This is a genomic window from uncultured Serinicoccus sp. (genome assembly GCF_947487915.1).
GTDB lineage: Bacteria > Actinomycetota > Actinomycetes > Actinomycetales > Dermatophilaceae > Ornithinicoccus.
The window spans coordinates 219,758-236,917 of sequence record NZ_CANKYH010000009.1 but is presented as its reverse complement, the minus strand read 5'-3'; the positions used below and the strand labels follow the sequence as shown (position 1 = coordinate 236,917).

The window sequence follows — 17,160 nt, the reverse complement described above, 5'->3', positions numbered from 1 at the left end:
ACCTCCAGGTTAGGTCACCCGAGCACCGCCATGACGACGAGCATGACCGGCAACGAGAGGACCGTGGTGAGGAAGACGCCGTCCCGCGCGATCCGCTCGCCGTGGCCGTAGGCCAGGGCGAGCACGTAGACGTTCTGCGCGGTGGGCAGGGCCGCCATGACGACGGCCGCCAGCACCTCCGCGTCCTGCAGACCGAGGACGGGGCCGGCGACCAGCCCGGCCACCACCGGCATGACGAGCAGCTTCACCAGCACCACGGCCGCCGGCTCGGCCAGACCGCCCTCGCGGCCCGGCAGCGGGGAGAGCCGCAGCGAGATGCCGAAGGCGAGGAGCATGCAGGGCACCGCGACCCCGGCCACGAGCTCGACCGGGGCCAGCAGCAGGTCAGGGGGCTGCCAGCCGGAGAGGTTGACCAGCAGCCCCAGGACCGTCCCGATGGTGAGCGGGTTGGTCACCGGGGAGCGCAGCACCCGGCCCCACGACACGTGCCCCGCCCGCGTCGCGTCGAGAGCGGCCAACCAGCCCGGCTGCAGGAAGAGGAGCTGCATGAACAGCACGGGGGCCGCCCAGGAGGCGTCACCGAGCACGTAGATGGCGATGGGGATGCCGAGGTTGTTGGCGTTGACGATGCTGGCCGCCATGCCGCCCACCACCGCGTCGGCCCACCGTCTGCGCAGCAGCCGGCGGGCCAGCACCAGGTAGAGCACCGCGCACGCGGCGGTCGCGGCGACGGTGGCGACGAGGAACCCGGAGAAGATGACGCCGAGCTCCGCGCGCGCCACGATGAGGAAGAGCAGGGCAGGCGAGCCGACCCAGAACGTCAACCGCGCCAGCATCCGTTGCTCGTCGCGACCGAAGATGCCGGCCTGCGCCAGCAGCCACCCGACGGCGATGACCGCAGCGATGAGCGAGAACCCCTCCAGCACCGACAGCACGGGCCCATTATCAGCGTCCGTCCTGTCGGGTCGGCGGGTGCCCTGCTGCTAGCGTTCCACCCCATGGCCGACCCCCGCGACATCCCCGACCCGGCGGACTCCGACGTCGATGTCGACGACGTCTACGGCGACAGCGGGGTCACCCCGGACCTGCTGGACCGTCGCCCGGTCGTCCCCCGCACGGTGGCCAGCCTCTACGAGTCGCGACCCGGGCTCAACCCCACCCAGGCGGCCAAGACGTTCGTGGAGTCCGTGAACCTGCAGGAGCGGTACGGCCACCTGCGGGTCGTCGACGACCTCATCGGCCTGCAGCGGCGCGTCGGCGACACCATCGAGCGCTACACCGACAAGCTGCGCAACGCCGAGGCCCGCTCCGGCACCAGCGAGTCCGCCCGCTTCGGCATCGGCCACTTCGGTGGCGAGCGCGCCGTCGTGTATGTCGTGGACTGGTCCTTCTTCGCCGGCTCCCTGGGTGAGGTGGCCGGGGAGAAGTTCGTGCAGGCCGCCGAGCTCGCCGAGCGCGAGGGCCTGCCCCTCATCAGCATGGGCGCCTCCTCCGGCGTCCGGCAGCACGAGAACGTCCTCGGCCTCGTGCAGATGCAGCGCATGGCGGCCGCCGCCAACAAGTTCCAGCACACGACGAACCGCCCCTACATCTCGGTGCTGGCCGGCCAGGTGTGGGGTGGCATGTCGGCCAGCGCCGTGCCGGTCGCCGACCTCATCGTGGCGCTGGAGGGCACCGACTACGGCTTCGCCGGCCGCCGGGTCATCGAGACCTTCGAGGGTCGGGAGGTCCCGCGCGGGCTGCAGAGCGCGGAGGCCAACTACCTCGACCGCAACGTGGATGTTCTGGTCAAGGATGTCGGGGAGCTCATCGCCTTCATCGGGCAGGTCCTCACCTCGGGGCGCCACACGCACCGGCTGAAGGTCGCCGACCCTGACGAGACCAGCGACGGGAACGGTTCCCGGACGGTGACGGCCGGGCCGGAGGGCTTCTCCGCCGCGCTGTGGGACCACCAGCAGGTCGAGCAGTCGGTCGAGATCCCCCGGGAGCGCCGCGACCGCGACAGCGCCAGCACGCGGGACTCCCTCATGGCGCGCTACAACGAGATCGCCGCAGGCGCCGGCCGACTCGACACGGAGTACTTCCTGCGGCACGTCTTCGACGCCGCCGTCCCGTTCTACAACCACGTCCGGTTCGAGGACCAGAAGGCCTACCCGAGCATCATCGCCGCGCTGGCCACGCTGGGCGGTCAGTCTTTCATGGTGATCGGAGACCAGCCGTCCTACAGCATCTCCGGGGGGTACGTCGGCAAGCGCCCGGCGAACCCCAGCCCGGAGGACTTCGAGTACGCCGTGCGCATGATGGCGGCGGCCGAGCGCTGGGAGCTGCCCATCGTCTTCTTCACCGACACCCTCGGCGCCATGCCGTCCATGGCGGCCGAGCGCCGGGGTCAGTCGCGCGCCATCGCGCAGAGCATCAAGCGGGCGGCCTCCCACCCCTACCCCACGATCTCGGTCATCTCGGGGGCCATGGGCTCCGGGGGCGGTCTGGCGACGACGCCCTTCGGCCGGGAGACGATCATGCTCGACAGCGCCCTGGGCTTCGTGTCCGAGCCGCGTTCGACGGCCTCGATCCTCTACAGCGTGGCCAACCCCACGGTCGAGCAGGTCGGCATGACGCTGGAGACCATGAAGGCCTCCGCGCTCGACCTCAAGGCCCAGGGGCTGGTGGACACGATCGTCCACGACGCCGACGACCCCGCGGCCACCGCCCGGGAGCTGCGGGCCGCGATCGTCAAGGGGTACAACGCCCAGCACGGCCTCAACCCGCGCCGCCTCCGGCGCCAGGCGGACGACCGGCTGCGGCCGCGCACGCTCGGCAAGCTGGCGACCGTGGAGGAGCGGCACGCCGGCAACCACGAGGAGCAGCCGCAGCACCAGCACCTCGGTGTCGACCAGGCGCACCCGCGGCACCGCGACGACGAGTCGGACCCCCGCCCCGCACCGGAGCAGTCGTCCGGCTGACGGCGCCCCGGCGGGCCTGACCCCCTGCAGCCGAGCCACCGGCCGGACGCCGGTGGCGGCTCAGCTCGTCCAGGCCCGCCAGAGCGCGGCGTACTCGCCGTCGGCCGCCATGAGCTCGTCGTGGCTGCCGAGCTCGACGACCCGACCGTCCTGCACGACCGCGATGCGGTCCGCGTCATGGGCGGTGTGCAGCCGGTGCGCGATGGCGACGACGGTCCGCCCGGTGAGCAGGGCGTTCATTGAGCCCTCCAGGTGGCGTGCCGTGCGCGGGTCGATGAGGCTCGTCGCCTCGTCGAGGACCAGGGTGTGCGGGTCGGCCAGGATGAGCCGGGCCAGCGCGATCTGCTGCGCCTGCGCCGGGGTCAGCTCGTGGTTGCCCGAGCCCAGCACCGTGTCCAGGCCCTGAGGCAGGGCCTCGACCCAGCCGCGCGCGTCCACGGTGGCGAGCGCGCGCCATACCCCGTCCTCGCCCGCGCCGTCGCGCGCCAGCTCGACGTTGTCGCGCACCGACCCGCGGAAGACGTGGTGCTCCTGGGTGACGAGCGCGACCTCGGTCCGCAGCAGCTCCAGCGGCAGCTCGGTCACCTCCACGCCGCCCACGGTCACCGTGCCGCCGGTGGGTGCGTGGATGCCGGAGATGAGCCGGCCCAGGGTCGACTTGCCCGACCCGGAGGGCCCGACGATCGCGAGCCGCTCCCCCGGCTCCAGGGTGAGGTCGATGCCGTGCAGCACGTCATGGCCGGGCCGGTAGGCGTAGCGCAGGTCGCGACCGACGAGCGTGCTGCCCTCGGGCCGGTCCTCGCCCGGCGTCCGGTCCGCGGGCACCTCGGCGATGCCGAGCAGGCGGGTCGTCGACGCCACGCCCACCTGCAGCCGGTCGATGGTGCCCACCAGCCGGTCGAAGGGTGCGTAGAACATCTCGATGAAGAGCATGGCCGCGGTGATCTGGCCGAGATCCACGGCGCCGGTCGAGTACAGCCAGGCGCCCATGACGAGGGTGATGACCCGCGGCAGCGAGAAGGCCATGTCCATCACGGCGAAGAGCACGTTGCGCAGGACGAGGCCGTAGCGCTCGGCCTGCGAGGACACCTCGATGTCGTCGACGCCGACCGAGCGGCGGGTGTGCTGCATCCGGTAGGCCTCGACCGTCCGGACGCCCTCGACGGTCTCGGTGAGCGTGGTGTTGATGTCGCTGTAGGTCGCGCCCTCCAGGAGGTAGCCGGCCGGGGCCTGCTGGAGGTAGCGGCGGACCTGCCACAGCGAGAGCGACGCGGTCACCAGGGTGGGCACCGCCAGCGCCCACGAGTTGAGGACCATGAAGACCACGGTGAGCAGCACCGTGACGACGCCGATGATGAACTCGGGCAGCGCCCAGCGCACGGCGCCGCTCATCGAGCCGACGTCGCGGGTCACCCGGGTGACGAGGTCACCGGTGCTGGCCGACTCGACCTTGCCCAGAGGCAGCCGGAGCACGGCCCGGATGACGTGCTCGCGGGCCTGCGCGAGCACGCCCTGGCCGAGGACGGCCGCCAGGCCCTTCGCGGCGTAGGTGAGGACCGCCTGCGCCACCAGGACGAGGACGACGAGGAGCACGATGTCGCGCACCAAACCAGGGGCGGGGGCACCGCCGGTCTGCTCCACGGCGTTGACCAGGCGACCGACCAGCAGCGGCACGGCCAGACCGGCCGCTGCCGCGAGGCCGTTGGCGAGGGTGACGAGCACGACGAGGCGCGACCGCTCCCGCAGCAGGCCCCGCAGGTAGGCCATGACCGTGCGGGACGTGGCGACGGGCATGCCGCGGTCGGGGTCGAGAGCGGTCATGAGATGGGCGCGGGCCCGCTCACGGCGCAGCGCGTGCCGCTGCCACAGCAGGCGGTGCCGCTCGCGCAGCCCCACCGACCCCGGGGCGGGCGGCCGCAGGAGGTCGGGCACGACGGGGGCCCGGTCGTCGGCGTCGCGCCAGGTGCGCGCGGAGCGCTCGCGCAGGTCGGGGTCGAGCAGGCTGGTCATGGGGCCACCTCCCTGGTGCCGGTCGTGGTCGTCGTCGTGGTCGTCCCGTGGGTCGGCGTGTGGGGCGCGTCGCCGGTGGTCGTCGCCCGGTCACCGGCCTCGCCCCGGAGCACGGTGGCGCGGTATGCCGCGTGCCCGGTGACGAGGTCGTCGTGGGTGCCGGTCGCGACCACCCGCCCGTCCTCCAGGAAGGCGACCTCGTCGGCGTGGTGCAGCAGCAGCGGCGAGGCGGTCATGACCACGGTCGTGCGACCCCGTCGGTGACCGGGCAGCCGGTCGGCGATCCGCGCCTCGGTGTGCGCGTCCACCGCCGAGGTGGGCTCGACCAGGACGAGCACCGGCGGGTCCGCCGCCAGCGCCCGGGTCAGGACGAGGCGCTGCCGCTGACCGCCGGACAGGCCGCGCCCGCGCTCGTCGAGCACCCCCTGCCAGCCGCCGGGCAGGATGTCGTAGACGTCCTCGGCCGCCGCCGCGTGCAGCGCGGCCTCGGCCTGCTCCCGGCTCAACCTTCGGTGCGGGTCGACGGCGTCCTGCAGGGTGCCCGCGAAGACGTGCGCGGCGGTGTCGCTGACGAGCACGAGCGAGCGCACCTGGTCCAGCGGCAGGTCGGCCAGGTCTCTGCCGCCCAGCGTGACGCCCCAGGAGCCATGGGCGCGCAGGGTGTCGCGCCCCTCGAGCTCGGTCCGGACCCGGGAGCGCTCCGCAGCGGCCCGTCGGGCCACCCTCCCGGTCGCCTCGTCGTCGCCGACGGGCACGGTGTCCCCGGCGGGGAGGTAGCGCCCGAGCCGGTCGGCGAGCCGGGCGCTCTCGTCCGGCAGCCCGCTGACGACCATCGTCAGCCGGCCGGGACGCACGCGCAGCCCGGACCTCTCGTCGACGAGCTCGCCGGCCGCCAGGGAGCGCAGCTGGTCGGGCTCGAGCGGCGCGCGCTCCGGCCACGGGTCGGTGGTGCCGAAGACCCCGACGGTCTTGCGGGCCGAGACGACCGAGCGGGTGATCTGCTGGGCCGCCTCGAAGACGACGCGGATGGGCTGGACGAGGAAGAGGGCATACCCGAGGAAGGTGATGAGCTCGCCGATCTCGATGTCGCCCTGGCGCACGCGCTGGACGCCGAGCACCATGAGCGCGACGACGAACAGCCCGGAGAGCAGCACGCCCACCCCCTCGACGAAGGCGCCCCAGGCCCCGGCCTGGACGCCCGCGTGGCGCACCCGCTGGCTCTGCCGGGCGTAGTTGTCGCCGAAGATCCGCTCGCCCCCGATCCCGCGCAGGATGCGCAGCCCGGCCACGATGTCGGTGGCCATCGAGGTCAGCTCGGAGTCCCGGCTGCGCTCGCGCGTCTGCGCGGCGGCCAGCGGCCGCAGCAGCACCGAGGAGATGAGCACGAGCACCGGCGCGACGAGCAGGACGACGAGCCCCAGCGGCACCGAGATCTGCAGCACGATGACGGCGACGAGCAGGTAGGCCACGACATTGCCGACCAGTCGGGAGAAGATCTCGATGAACTGGCCGAACTGGTCGCCGTCGCTGCCGTTGACGCTGAGCACCTCACCGGTCGGGGCCCGGCGGGGCAGGACGTGCCCGAGCCGGGTGGCCTGGTGGGTGACGAGGCGGGTCTGGCCGTACGCGGCATACAGCCAGGAGCGCACGACGACGGTGTGGTAGAAGACGCCGCTGCTGGCGCCGACGAGGGTGACGACGAGGAGCATCCCGCACCACAGGGCGGTGCGGGTGCTGTCACCGGCGAGGATCCCCTCGTCGATGGCCTGGCCGAAGATCCACGGCGTCAGCGCGGTCGGCAGCATCCACAGCAGGCTGCACAGGCATCCGACGAGCACGAGGTCACGCTGCTGGCGCAGCAGCCACCAGAGGAAGCGACCCGGTCCCCGGGTGTCGGGCACGCCGATGCCGGCCCGATGACCCTGCTGCGTCGAGGCGGGGGTCCAGGCGGTGACGATGGGTGGGAAGTCGCGCATGGCGTGGGTCAGCCTAGGACGCCCGCCCGACACACCTCCACCGGTTTTCCGTGCACGTCAAGGCACCCGGGAGGGTGGGTCCGGGTATGCCGTGCCGCCGCGTGCCGGAGAGGTCTGGGACGGCTGGCCCGGGGATGAGAGGATGAGGGTCGAAGCATCCGTCCCGGCGTCCTGGAGGAACCTCGTGAGCACCCAGCAGAACCTGGCCTGGTGGCAGAAGCTGCTCGTCGCGCTGAAGCTGTGGCGCCCGGAGCACCGCACGGACCACCACGTGCGCAAGGAGATGGAGCGTCCCGAGATGCCGCCGGTGACCGGGGCCTACGGCAACCGGCTGGTGACGGCCACGCGGCGCCGGTTGGTGCCGCAGCGGGGGGACGACGCCCCCATCACCAGCACGATGGACTGAGTCTCGCGAGCGTCTGTCGGTGGCGCGTGGCACAGTGACCGCGTGACCGGCAGCCAGCAGCGGGACAGCAGCCCCGCGCCCCCGGACCCGGCGACGGTGCTGGGTCGTTTCTCCGGGCCGACCCGGGCCTGGTTCGAGGCGTCCTTCGCCGGGCCCACCGCCGCGCAGCTGGGTGCCTGGGACGCCATCAGCCGCCGGGAGCACACGCTCGTCGTGGCGCCGACCGGCTCCGGCAAGACCTTGTCGGCCTTCCTGTGGGCCATCGACCGGATCGTCAGCGAGCCCCGGCCCGACGCCCGGCCCCCGTCCCGCCGGCGCTCGTCGGCCGCCCGTGGGTCCTCGGCGACGCCGGGCGACCCGGAGCCCGAGCAGCGGGGTCGGTGCCGCGTGCTCTACGTCTCCCCGTTGAAGGCGCTCGCCGTCGACGTGGAGCGCAACCTGCGCTCGCCCCTCGTCGGCATCGGCCACGCGGCGCGACGGCTCGGGGGCGCCGCGCCCGACGTGTCGGTGGCGGTGCGCTCGGGCGACACCCCGGCCGCCGAGCGGCGGGCCTTCGCCAAGGACGGCGCGGAGATCCTCATCACCACCCCGGAGTCGCTCTTCCTCCTGCTGACCTCGCAGGCCCGCAGCGCCCTCACCGGGGTCGAGTCGGTCATCGTCGACGAGGTCCACGCCGTGGCCGGGACCAAGCGCGGCACCCACCTGGCCCTCACCCTGGACCGCCTCGACCACCTGCTGGAGCGCCCGGCCCAGCGGATCGGGCTCTCCGCGACCGTGCGGCCGGTCGAGGAGGTCGCCCGCTACCTGGCCGGCGGCCGCCCGGTGACCACCGTCCAGCCGCCGTCCACCAAGAGCTGGGACCTCGAGGTCGTGGTGCCGATCCCGGACATGTCGGACCCCGGTGCCGCCGACCGTCCCGACGCCCCGGGCGCCGAGGTGGCGTCGCGCAGCGGCACGCCGCCGCCGGGCAGCGAGGACTGGGAGCACGAGGACCACCGGGGTGAGGGGGGCGAGGGCCCGGTCCTGCCGGAGCCGGACGACGACGACGACGCACCGAGCGTGGGGACGGGCCCGGTCCTGCCGGACCTCGACGGCACCGGGACGGGCCCGGACGAGGACGTCTGGGCCCCGGCCGTGGACCCCGAGGAGCGTGCCTCGATCTGGCCGCACATCGAGCGGCGGGTCGCCGACCTCGTCTCGGGTCAGACCTCGACGCTCGTCTTCGCCAACTCGCGTCGGGTGGCCGAGCGCTTCACCTCGCGGCTCAACGAGGAGTGGGAGGACCGGCACCCCCGTCCCGGCGAGGAGGACGACGGCGACCACCACGACGGCGACCACCACGACGGCGACGACGCGGGAGGCGGCCGGGGGCGGCATACCTCACGCGCCCCGGCGCAGGTCATGGCGCAGTCCGGCGCGAGCGCAGGCGCCGCACCCGTGCTCGCCCGCGCCCACCACGGGTCGGTGAGCAAAGAGCAGCGCGCGCAGATCGAGGACGCCCTCAAGACGGGCCAGCTGCCCGCCGTGGTGGCCACCAGCAGCCTGGAGCTGGGGATCGACATGGGCGCGGTCGACCTCGTCGTCCAGGTCGCGAGCCCGCCCAGCGTCGCCTCCGGGTTGCAGCGGGTCGGTCGGGCCGGCCACCAGGTCGGGGCCACCAGCCACGGCGTCTTCTTCCCCACCCACCGGTCCGACCTGGTGCAGACCGCGGTCGTGGTCGGCCGCATGCGCAGCGGCGCGATCGAGCAGCTGGCGGTCCCCACGAACCCGCTGGACGTCCTGGCGCAGCAGGTCGTCGCCATGCTGGCCATGGAGGACTGGTCCGTCACGGACCTCTTCGAGCTGGTGCGGCGCAGCGCCTCCTACGCCGCCCTCCCCCGCTCCCTGTTCGACGCCGTCCTCGACATGCTGGCCGGACGCTACCCCGGCGAGGACTTCTCCGACCTGCGCCCGCGGATCGTGTGGGACCGGGTGACCGACACGCTCAGCGCGCGGCGCGGGGCGCAGCTGCTCGCGGTCACCTCCGGCGGGACCATCCCCGACCGCGGCATGTATGCCGTGATGCTCGCCACCGGCGAGGGTCCCGGGCGCCGGGTCGGCGAGCTCGACGAGGAGATGGTCTACGAGTCCCGCGTCGGTGACGTGTTCACGCTGGGCACCACGAGCTGGCGCATCGAGGACATCACCCACGACCAGGTGCTCGTCACCCCCGCACCGGGTCAGATCGGCCGGCTCCCCTTCTGGAAGGGAGAGTCCCTCGGACGCCCCGCCGAGCTCGGGGCGGCGGTCGGCGAGTTCGTGCGGCGGATCGCCGGGCAGCCGCGGGAGGCCGCGCTGGGCGAGCTCACCGAGCAGGGGCTCGACGGGTTCGCCGCCGACAACCTCGTCACCTACCTCGGCGAGCAGCGCGAGGCCGTGGGCCACCTGCCCGACGACCGCACCCTCGTCATCGAGCGCTTCCGCGACGAGATCGGCGACTGGCGAGTCGTCGTGCACTCGCCGTGGGGCAGCCCGGTGCACGCCCCGTGGGCGCTGTGCCTGGCCGCGCGGATGCGCGAGCGCTTCGGCACCGACGTGCAGGCGCTGGCCGCCGACGACGGCATCGTGCTGCGCCTGCCCGACCTCGGGGGCTGGGACGACGCGGGCGGCTCGGGTCCTGCGGACGACGGTGCAGACGGCTCCCGGGCGGGTGGCCCTGGTGATGGCGCCAGCGGAGCTCGGGGAGGCGGCTTGGAGGCGGCCCGGCTGGACGCTGAGATCGCCGAGCTGCTCACCCTCGACCCGGACGAGGTCGCCGACCTGGTGACCCAGGAGATCGGGGGCTCGGCGCTGTTCGCCGCCCGCTTCCGCGAGTGCGCGGCGCGGGCGCTGCTGCTGCCCCGGCGCAACCCCGGCAAGCGGCAGCCGCTGTGGCAGCAGCGGCAGCGTTCCGCCCAGCTGCTGGAGGTGGCGGCGCGCTACCCCACCTTCCCCATCGTGCTGGAGGCGGTGCGCGAGTGCGTCCAGGACGTCTACGACGTGGACGCGCTGCGCGAGCTCATGCGGCGGCTCGCCGCTCGCGAGGTCCGACTCGTCTCGGTGGCCAGCCAGCGCCCCTCCCCCTTCGCGTCCTCGCTGCTCATGGGCTACATCGCGCAGTTCCTCTACGAGGGCGACTCCCCCCTGGCGGAGCGGCGAGCGGCGGCCCTCTCGCTCGACGCCGGCCTGCTCGCCGAGCTCCTGGGCCGCGGGGAGGGCGCGGCGCTGCGCGACCTGCTGGACCCCGAGGTGGTCGCCCGCACCGAGGCCGAGCTGCAGCGGCTGGCCCCGGACCGCCGGGCGCGCGACCCCGAGGAGGTCGTGGACCTCCTGCGGGTGCTGGGCCCCCTCAGCCGGCAAGAGGTGACGGACCGCACGACCGAGGAGGCCCAGGACCAGGTCGAGGGCTGGCTCGCCTCGCTCCTGGACTCCCGGCGGGTCATCGAGGTGCGGATCGCCGGGGAGCAGCGGGTGGCCGACGCGCAGGACGCCGCGCGGCTGCGCGACGCGCTGGGGGTCGCGATGCCGGTCGGGGTTCCCGCGACCTTCCTCGAGGGCGTGGAGGACCCGCTCGGTGACCTGGTCGTCCGGCACGCGCGCACCCATACCCCCTTCACGGTCGAGTCGCTGGCGGCCCGTCTCGGCCTCGGCACCGCGGTGGTGCGGGACGCCGTGCGGCGCCAGGTGTCGTCGGGGCGGATGGTGGTCGGCGCGCTGGCCCCGTCCGGCACCGGCGAGGAGGACGTCTGCGACGCCGAGGTGCTGCGGCTGCTGCGCCGTCGCTCCCTGGCCGCCCTGCGGCAGGAGGTCGAGCCGGTCACCCAGGCGACCTACGCCCGCTTCCTGCCCCGGTGGCAGTCGGTCGGCGAGCTGCGCGGGCTGGACGGCACGGTGCGCGCGGTGGAGCAGCTGGCCGGGGCCCGCATCCCTGCCTCGGCGCTGGAGTCGCTCGTCCTGCCCGCCAGGATCGTCGACTACTCCCCCGCCATGCTCGACGAGCTCATGAGCTCCGGCGAGGTCCTGTGGCAGGGGCACGGGTCGCTGCCCGGCGACGACGGCTGGGTCTCCCTGCACCTGGCGGACACCGCGCACCTGACGATGACGCCGCCCCCGGAGCAGTCGGCCGGGGCGGGCGGACCGCAGGAGGACGCGACGGCCGACGACCTGGGCGGGACCGCGCGCGCGGTGCTCGAGGTGCTGGAGCGGGTGGCCGGCGGGGCCTACTTCTTCCGGGCGCTCAGCGACGCCGTGGGCTCGTTGGACGATCAGCAGCTGGCGGGCACCCTGTGGGACCTGGTGTGGGCGGGTCGCGTCGGCGCCGACACCTACGCCCCGGTCAGAGCGCTGCTGGCCGGCGGTCGCACCACCCACAAGGCCCGTCGCGCCCCGTCCCGCACGGGCCGCTGGTCACGCACCTCCGTGGGCCTGGCGGCCTCGCGTGGTGGTAGCGCCTCCCGCCCGGGTCGTCCGACGCGGTCCGGGCCCCCCGCCACCGTCGGCCGGTGGTCCCTCCTGCCCCCCGTCGAGACGGACCCGACCGTGCGCGCGCTGGCGGGCGCCGAGCAGCTGCTGGACCGCTACGGCGTGCTGACCCGCGGCTCGGTGGTGGCCGAGGGCGTGCCCGGCGGGTTCGCCGGGGTCTACCGCGTGCTGTCCGGGGCTGAGGAGGCCGGGCGGGTCCGCCGCGGGTATGTCGTGGAGGGCCTCGGCGCGGCGCAGTTCGGCAGCAGCGGGGCCATCGACCGGCTCCGCGCCCTCAGCCACGAGCGCCGGCCCGGGTCCTCGGCCGACGGGTCGGACCAGGGCCCCGAGGTCGTCCTGCTCGCGGCGACCGACCCCGCGAGCCCGTTCGGGGCCAGCGTGCCCTGGCCCGAGCGTGGCGACGACGAGGGCTCGCACCGCCCGGCGCGCAAGGCCGGCTCGATGGTCGTCCTGGTGGACGGCGCCCTGGCGCTCTACCTCGAACGCGGCGGCCGCCGGGCGCTCACCATGGAGCTGCCGCCCGAGGCCGCGCCCGACGTGGTCTGGCCCGCGGCTGCCCGCGCCCTCGTCAGCGCCGTCCGCCGCGGGTCGGTCAGCGGCCTGACGATCGCCACGATCGACGGCGGGGGCGCCCTCTCCTCCTCGCACCCGCTCGCCGCCACCCTGACCGACGCCGGCTTCCACACCGCGCCGCAGGGGTTGCGGCTCCGCCGCTGACGTCGCCCCCCTAGCCTGGGGTGGTGCACGAGCCACCCCGCAGCGTCACGTCGGACCAGGTCCTCAGACAGGTCCGCTCCCTGTGGGACAGCCGCGTGGTCGGTGTGGAGCACCTGGCCGTCGGGTTCGGGGCCTGGCACTGGCGCGCCGACGTCCCCGGCCGGGATGGACCCCCCCAGCCGGGCTACTTCGTCACCCTCGACCCTCCGTGGTGGCACTCGGCGGCGACCCTGGAGGCGACGTATACCGCCGCGGCCTCCTTGGGCGAAGCCCTCCCGTTCGTCCATCCGTGCGTGCGGACGTCCACCGGCAGGTTCACCATCCCCACCGGTGACGGCAGCCTCAGCCTGACGTCGTGGGTGCCCGGCCACCGACCAGGATCGCTCGGGCCGGAGGCGGTCCGGGCCCTGGCCGACCTCCATGCGAGCCGGCCGCCGGAGGGGATCCTCACCTGGGAGCCCTCGGTCGGACCAGACCTGGTGGACCACCTCGCGGAGTGGACACGCAGCGCGTGGACGGACGGTCCGCTCGGCGAGGCGGCGCGAGACGCCGTCCGGGAAGGAGCGGCCGACGTCCGACGGGGCTTCGCGGACTACCTCCGGCTCGTCCAGCGTCTCGACCCGCAGACCTACGTGCCGACCCACGGCGTGCCCGGAGTGCACAACCTGTGGCGATCGGACGACGGTCGCCTGCTGCTGCTGGACTGGGAGACCCTGCGCCTCGCACCCCCCGAGCGCGACGTGCTGGCGGGCTATGCCTCCGCGATCCCCCACGACCCGGCGTTGCTGGAGCTCTTCCGGCTGGAGTGGCAGCTGAGCGAGGTCGGCTCCTACAGCGACTGGCTCCGTGGCCCCCACGACGACGACGCGGACACCCGCACCGCCCTGAACGGGCTGCGCGCGGAACTGGACGGCCTGCGGACGTCGACTATCCGGTCGCGCCGGGCGGAGGGGAGCGCCTAGGCTCGGCGCCATGTGGATCTCCTGAGGCTGCCCCGCGCAGCACGACCGCCTGCCCGCTGCCCCAGGAGACCCATGTCCGTCACCTCCCACCTGCCGTCCGGCGACGCCGCCGGCCCGCTCCACCTCCGGGTGGACGGGGTGTCCAAGTCCTTCCCCACCCGTCGGGTGCTGACCGACGTGTCGCTCGTCGTGCCCTCCGGCGGACGGGCCTGCCTCATCGGCGAGAACGGCTCCGGCAAGTCGACGCTGCTGCGGATCGTGGCCGGACTGACCGCACCGGACGCCGGCCAGGTCCAGGCGCCCGGCACCGTGGGCCTGCACCACCAAGAGGTGCCCTTCGACCTCGGGCTCACCGTGGTCGAGGTGCTGGATGACGCCGTCGCCGCGGTCCGCCGACTGGCCGACCGGGTCGAGCAGGCGGCCGAGGCGCTGGCCCGTGCGGAGCCCGGCGCCGGTGCTGCGCTCGACGCGGCGATCGAGGACGCCCGCCGGCACGCTGCCTGGGACGTCGAGCACCGTGCCGAGCGGGTGGTCGACGGCCTCGGTCTGGGCCGTCTCCCCCGCGACCGCCGGGCCGGCGAGCTCTCCGGCGGTCAGCTCTCCCGGCTCTCGCTCGCCTGGACGCTGCTGCGCTCGCCCGACACCCTGCTGCTCGACGAGCCGACCAACCACCTCGACGACGCCGGCACCGCCCTGCTCACGGACCTGCTGCGCTCCTGGTCCGGGCCGGTGCTGCTGGCCAGCCACGACCGGGCCTTCCTGGACGAGGTGGCCACCACCGTGCTGGACCTCGACCCGACACCGGTGCCGCACGCCCGGGTCGCCGCCGACGACGACTCGCCCGGTTCGGGATACGGGCTGACCCGGTACACCGGCAGCTACACGGCATACCTGCAGCAGCGCCGGGAGGACCGGCGGCGCTGGGTGCGCCGGCACCGGGACGAGCAGGCCGAGCTGGTGCGGCTGCGGCGCAAGGTGGCCGACGACCACACCGTCGGCCACGCCGACCGGGGACCCCGCACCGAGGCCCGCGCCAGCAGGAAGTTCTACGCCGACCGCAACGCCAGGGTCGTGGCCCGGCGGGTCAACGACGCGAGCGCCGCGCTCGAGCGCCTCGAACGTGAGCAGGTGCGTCGCCCGCCCGCGCGGCTGCGCTTCCGTGGGCTCGGCGCACCTCAGGGTGGGCCGGCGGCGCGCGCCGGCGCCGACCCCCTGCTGCGCGCCGTCGACGTGCGCCTGCACGGGCGGCTCGCGCCGCTGTCCCTGGTCGTGCCGGCCCACGGGCGACTGCTCGTCACCGGCGGCAACGGCTCGGGAAAGTCCACGCTGCTCGACCTGCTGGCCGGCACCCTGCGCCCGAGCGGCGGGCGCATCACGTGGGCGCCCGGGCTCAGCATCGGCCTGCTGTCCCAGGAGCCGATGCCGCACCCGACGCGCGACACCGCCCGGTCGGAGTATGCGCGCCGGGTCGGCCACGAGCGCGCCGCCCGGCAGCCGCTGGCCGGCTTCGGGCTCCTCGCCGGCCGCGACCTCGACCGACCGGTGGCGGAGCTGTCGGTCGGCCAGCGGCGGCGTCTGGACCTGGCCGTGGTCCTGGCCGACCCACCGGACCTGCTGCTGCTGGACGAGCCGACCAACCACCTCTCGCTCCTGCTGGTCTCCGAGCTCGAGCTCGCGCTGCCCGCCTACCCGGGAGCGGTGGTCGTCGCCAGCCATGACCGGTGGCTGCGCGAGGACTGGTCGGGTGAGCGCCTGCACCTCCAGGAGCCCGCCCACGTGCAGTCCGCCGGGCCGGAGGAGACACTGGGCACGTGAGGGCACCCGACATCACCCGGCGGACGGGTCTGAACCGGACGGTGCTGCTGCGCCCCGGCGCGACCTGGCACGGGCGGCCTGCGGGGCGGGTGCTGGGCGCCACCGGGTTGTCCGCGACCGTCCGGGCCGCGGCGTCCGAGGCCGAGGTCGCGGTGGAGGGTGCGCCGCTGCTGGTGCTCGACCGTGCCCTCCGGGCCGGGGACGCGTGGGCGGAGGGGGTCGCCGAGGAGTGGGTCGACGCGTTCGCGCACCTGCTGCGGACCGTGCGCAGCCCGACCGCCGCCGACCGTGCGGCCCGCGCCGAGTGGACCGAGGCGGACTGGGCCCGGTGGGAGACGGCCGCTCGTGTGGTCGTGTGCGGTGGCGTCGTCGCCGGCGAGCTGGGGTCCCGTGCCTCCGGAGACCCCCGGCTGCGGGCGCACGGCGCGGAGGTGGCGCCCGACCCGGGCCGGGCCGCGCTGGTGGGCCTCGCGGTCGGCGTCGGTGACGACCCGGGCGTCGTCCTCGACCTCGGTCACTCGAGCATCAAGGCGTCCCGGGTCCGCCAGGGCCTGCTCGGGCCCTCGGTGGCGGTGGCCGTCCCCTGGACCCCCTTCGAGACGCGCACCTGGCCGGCCCCCACCGCCCTCCTGGACCTCGTGGCCCAGGCGTGCCGACGGGTCCTCCCGGACGACCACGAGACCGGTCCGCTGCGGGTGCGCGTCGCCATCGCCAACTACGTCGTGGACGGACGGCTGGACGACGACGAGACCTACGGCACGATCGCCCGGCCCGAGGAGGACCCCCGCGCCCGCCTCTCCGGCGAGCTGTCGGCCCGCCTCGGCCGGCCGGTCCAGGTCGACCTGCTGGTCAACGACGGAGCGGCTGCCGCCCTGTCCGTGCCCTCGCCCCTCCCGGCGGCCGCGGTCATCAGCATCGGCACGTCGCTCGGGACGGGGTTCACCGGTGCCTGAGGGCGACGCGGTCTGGCGGACGGCGCGGCGGTTGCACCAGGCCCTGGCCGGCGAGGTTCTCGAGGGCTCGGACGTGCGGGTACCCGCCCACGCCACGGCCGATCTCTCCGGACGCCGGACCCTGGAGGTCGTGCCCCGCGGCAAGCACCTGCTGCACCGGGTCGAGGGTGACGTCACCGTCCACAGCCACCTGCGGATGGAGGGGTCCTGGCGGGTCCACCCGGTGGCGCGCCGGCACGCGCTGGCACGACGGCATACCGTGCGGATGCTGGTGTGGACCGGGCGCCGGGTCGCCGTCGGGGACTCCCTGGGGATGCTCGAGCTGGTCCGCACCAGCGAGGAGCACCGGGTGGTCGGCCACCTCGGTCCGGACCTGCTGGACCCGGCGTACGACGGCGAGCTCGCCCTGTCCAACGTGCGCTCCGACCCGGCACGGACCGTCACCGAGGCCTGCCTCGACCAGCGCAACGTGGCGGGCATGGGCACGATCTTCACCGCCGAGCCGCTCTTCCTGCTCGGCATCAACCCGTGGACCCCCGTCGGAGAGCTGGACGAGGAGCAGGTGCGCGAGCTGCTCGAGCTGGCCCGCCGACTGCTGGTCGTCAGCTGCCGGGCGGGCCGGACGACCATCACCGGACGGGGTGACGTCAACGATGACGACGCGTGGGTGCACGGGCGCATGGGGCTGCCCTGCAAGCGCTGCGGGAGCACGATCCGGCTGGCGCCGATCGGCCGCCAGCCCCAGGAACGCGTGATGTTCTCCTGCCCCCGCTGTCAGGGAGGTCGCGCCCCGACCGACGACGGGCGCCCGCAGTCGCCCCTCGGGCACGGGCGGCGGCCGAGCTACTGACCCTCTCC

At 74.7% G+C, this 17,160-nt stretch carries 10 protein-coding genes; 7 read left to right on the top strand and 3 right to left on the bottom strand.

The genetic code is table 11. The annotated features are described in order from the left end of the window. Positions 1-14: 14 nt before the first annotated feature. Positions 15-935: an AEC family transporter gene (locus tag Q0795_RS13815; RefSeq protein ID WP_298890538.1), complete on the bottom strand. Its 921-nt coding sequence runs from the start codon at positions 933-935 to the stop codon at positions 15-17. Between the two features lie 63 nt (positions 936-998). On the opposite strand from Q0795_RS13815, the gene Q0795_RS13810 reads away from it, so the two are divergent. After that, positions 999-2,963, top strand: coding sequence for a carboxyl transferase domain-containing protein (locus Q0795_RS13810; protein WP_298890536.1), 1,965 nt, complete (start codon positions 999-1,001; stop codon positions 2,961-2,963). Positions 2,964-3,023: 60 nt separating this feature from the next. Here the strand turns inward: Q0795_RS13810 and Q0795_RS13805 are convergent, their stop codons facing one another. Further along, on the bottom strand, positions 3,024-4,973 hold the full coding sequence (locus Q0795_RS13805) for an ABC transporter ATP-binding protein (protein ID WP_298890534.1): 1,950 nt from the start codon (positions 4,971-4,973) through the stop codon (positions 3,024-3,026). Then, positions 4,970-6,949: an ABC transporter ATP-binding protein gene (locus Q0795_RS13800; RefSeq protein ID WP_298890532.1), complete on the bottom strand. Its 1,980-nt coding sequence runs from the start codon at positions 6,947-6,949 to the stop codon at positions 4,970-4,972. Before Q0795_RS13800 ends, Q0795_RS13805 begins: the two co-directional genes overlap by 4 nt. A 184-nt stretch (positions 6,950-7,133) precedes the next feature. On the opposite strand from Q0795_RS13800, the gene Q0795_RS13795 reads away from it, so the two are divergent. From Q0795_RS13795 to Q0795_RS13770, 6 genes are all read left to right on the top strand, one after another. Beyond that, positions 7,134-7,355, top strand: coding sequence for a hypothetical protein (locus Q0795_RS13795; protein ID WP_298750414.1), 222 nt, complete (start codon positions 7,134-7,136; stop codon positions 7,353-7,355). A gap of 42 nt (positions 7,356-7,397) precedes the next feature. After that, a complete protein-coding gene (locus Q0795_RS13790; RefSeq protein WP_298890531.1) occupies positions 7,398-12,572 on the top strand; it encodes a DEAD/DEAH box helicase in 5,175 nt (1,724 codons plus the stop codon). Between the two features lie 23 nt (positions 12,573-12,595). Then, positions 12,596-13,534 (top strand): phosphotransferase, encoded by a 939-nt coding sequence (locus Q0795_RS13785; protein WP_298890530.1) that lies wholly within the window; start codon positions 12,596-12,598, stop codon positions 13,532-13,534. Positions 13,535-13,606: 72 nt separating this feature from the next. Then, on the top strand, positions 13,607-15,349 hold the full coding sequence (locus Q0795_RS13780) for an ATP-binding cassette domain-containing protein (RefSeq protein WP_298890529.1): 1,743 nt from the start codon (positions 13,607-13,609) through the stop codon (positions 15,347-15,349). After that, positions 15,346-16,302, top strand: a complete 957-nt coding sequence (locus Q0795_RS13775; RefSeq protein WP_298890528.1) for a hypothetical protein — start codon at positions 15,346-15,348, stop codon at positions 16,300-16,302. Before Q0795_RS13780 ends, Q0795_RS13775 begins: the two co-directional genes overlap by 4 nt. Continuing rightward, the gene (locus Q0795_RS13770) at positions 16,295-17,152 is read left to right on the top strand and encodes a DNA-formamidopyrimidine glycosylase family protein (RefSeq protein ID WP_298890527.1); all 858 of its coding nucleotides are present in this window, start codon (positions 16,295-16,297) and stop codon (positions 17,150-17,152) included. The genes Q0795_RS13775 and Q0795_RS13770 overlap by 8 nt, the downstream gene beginning before the upstream one ends. Positions 17,153-17,160: the final 8 nt, after the last annotated feature.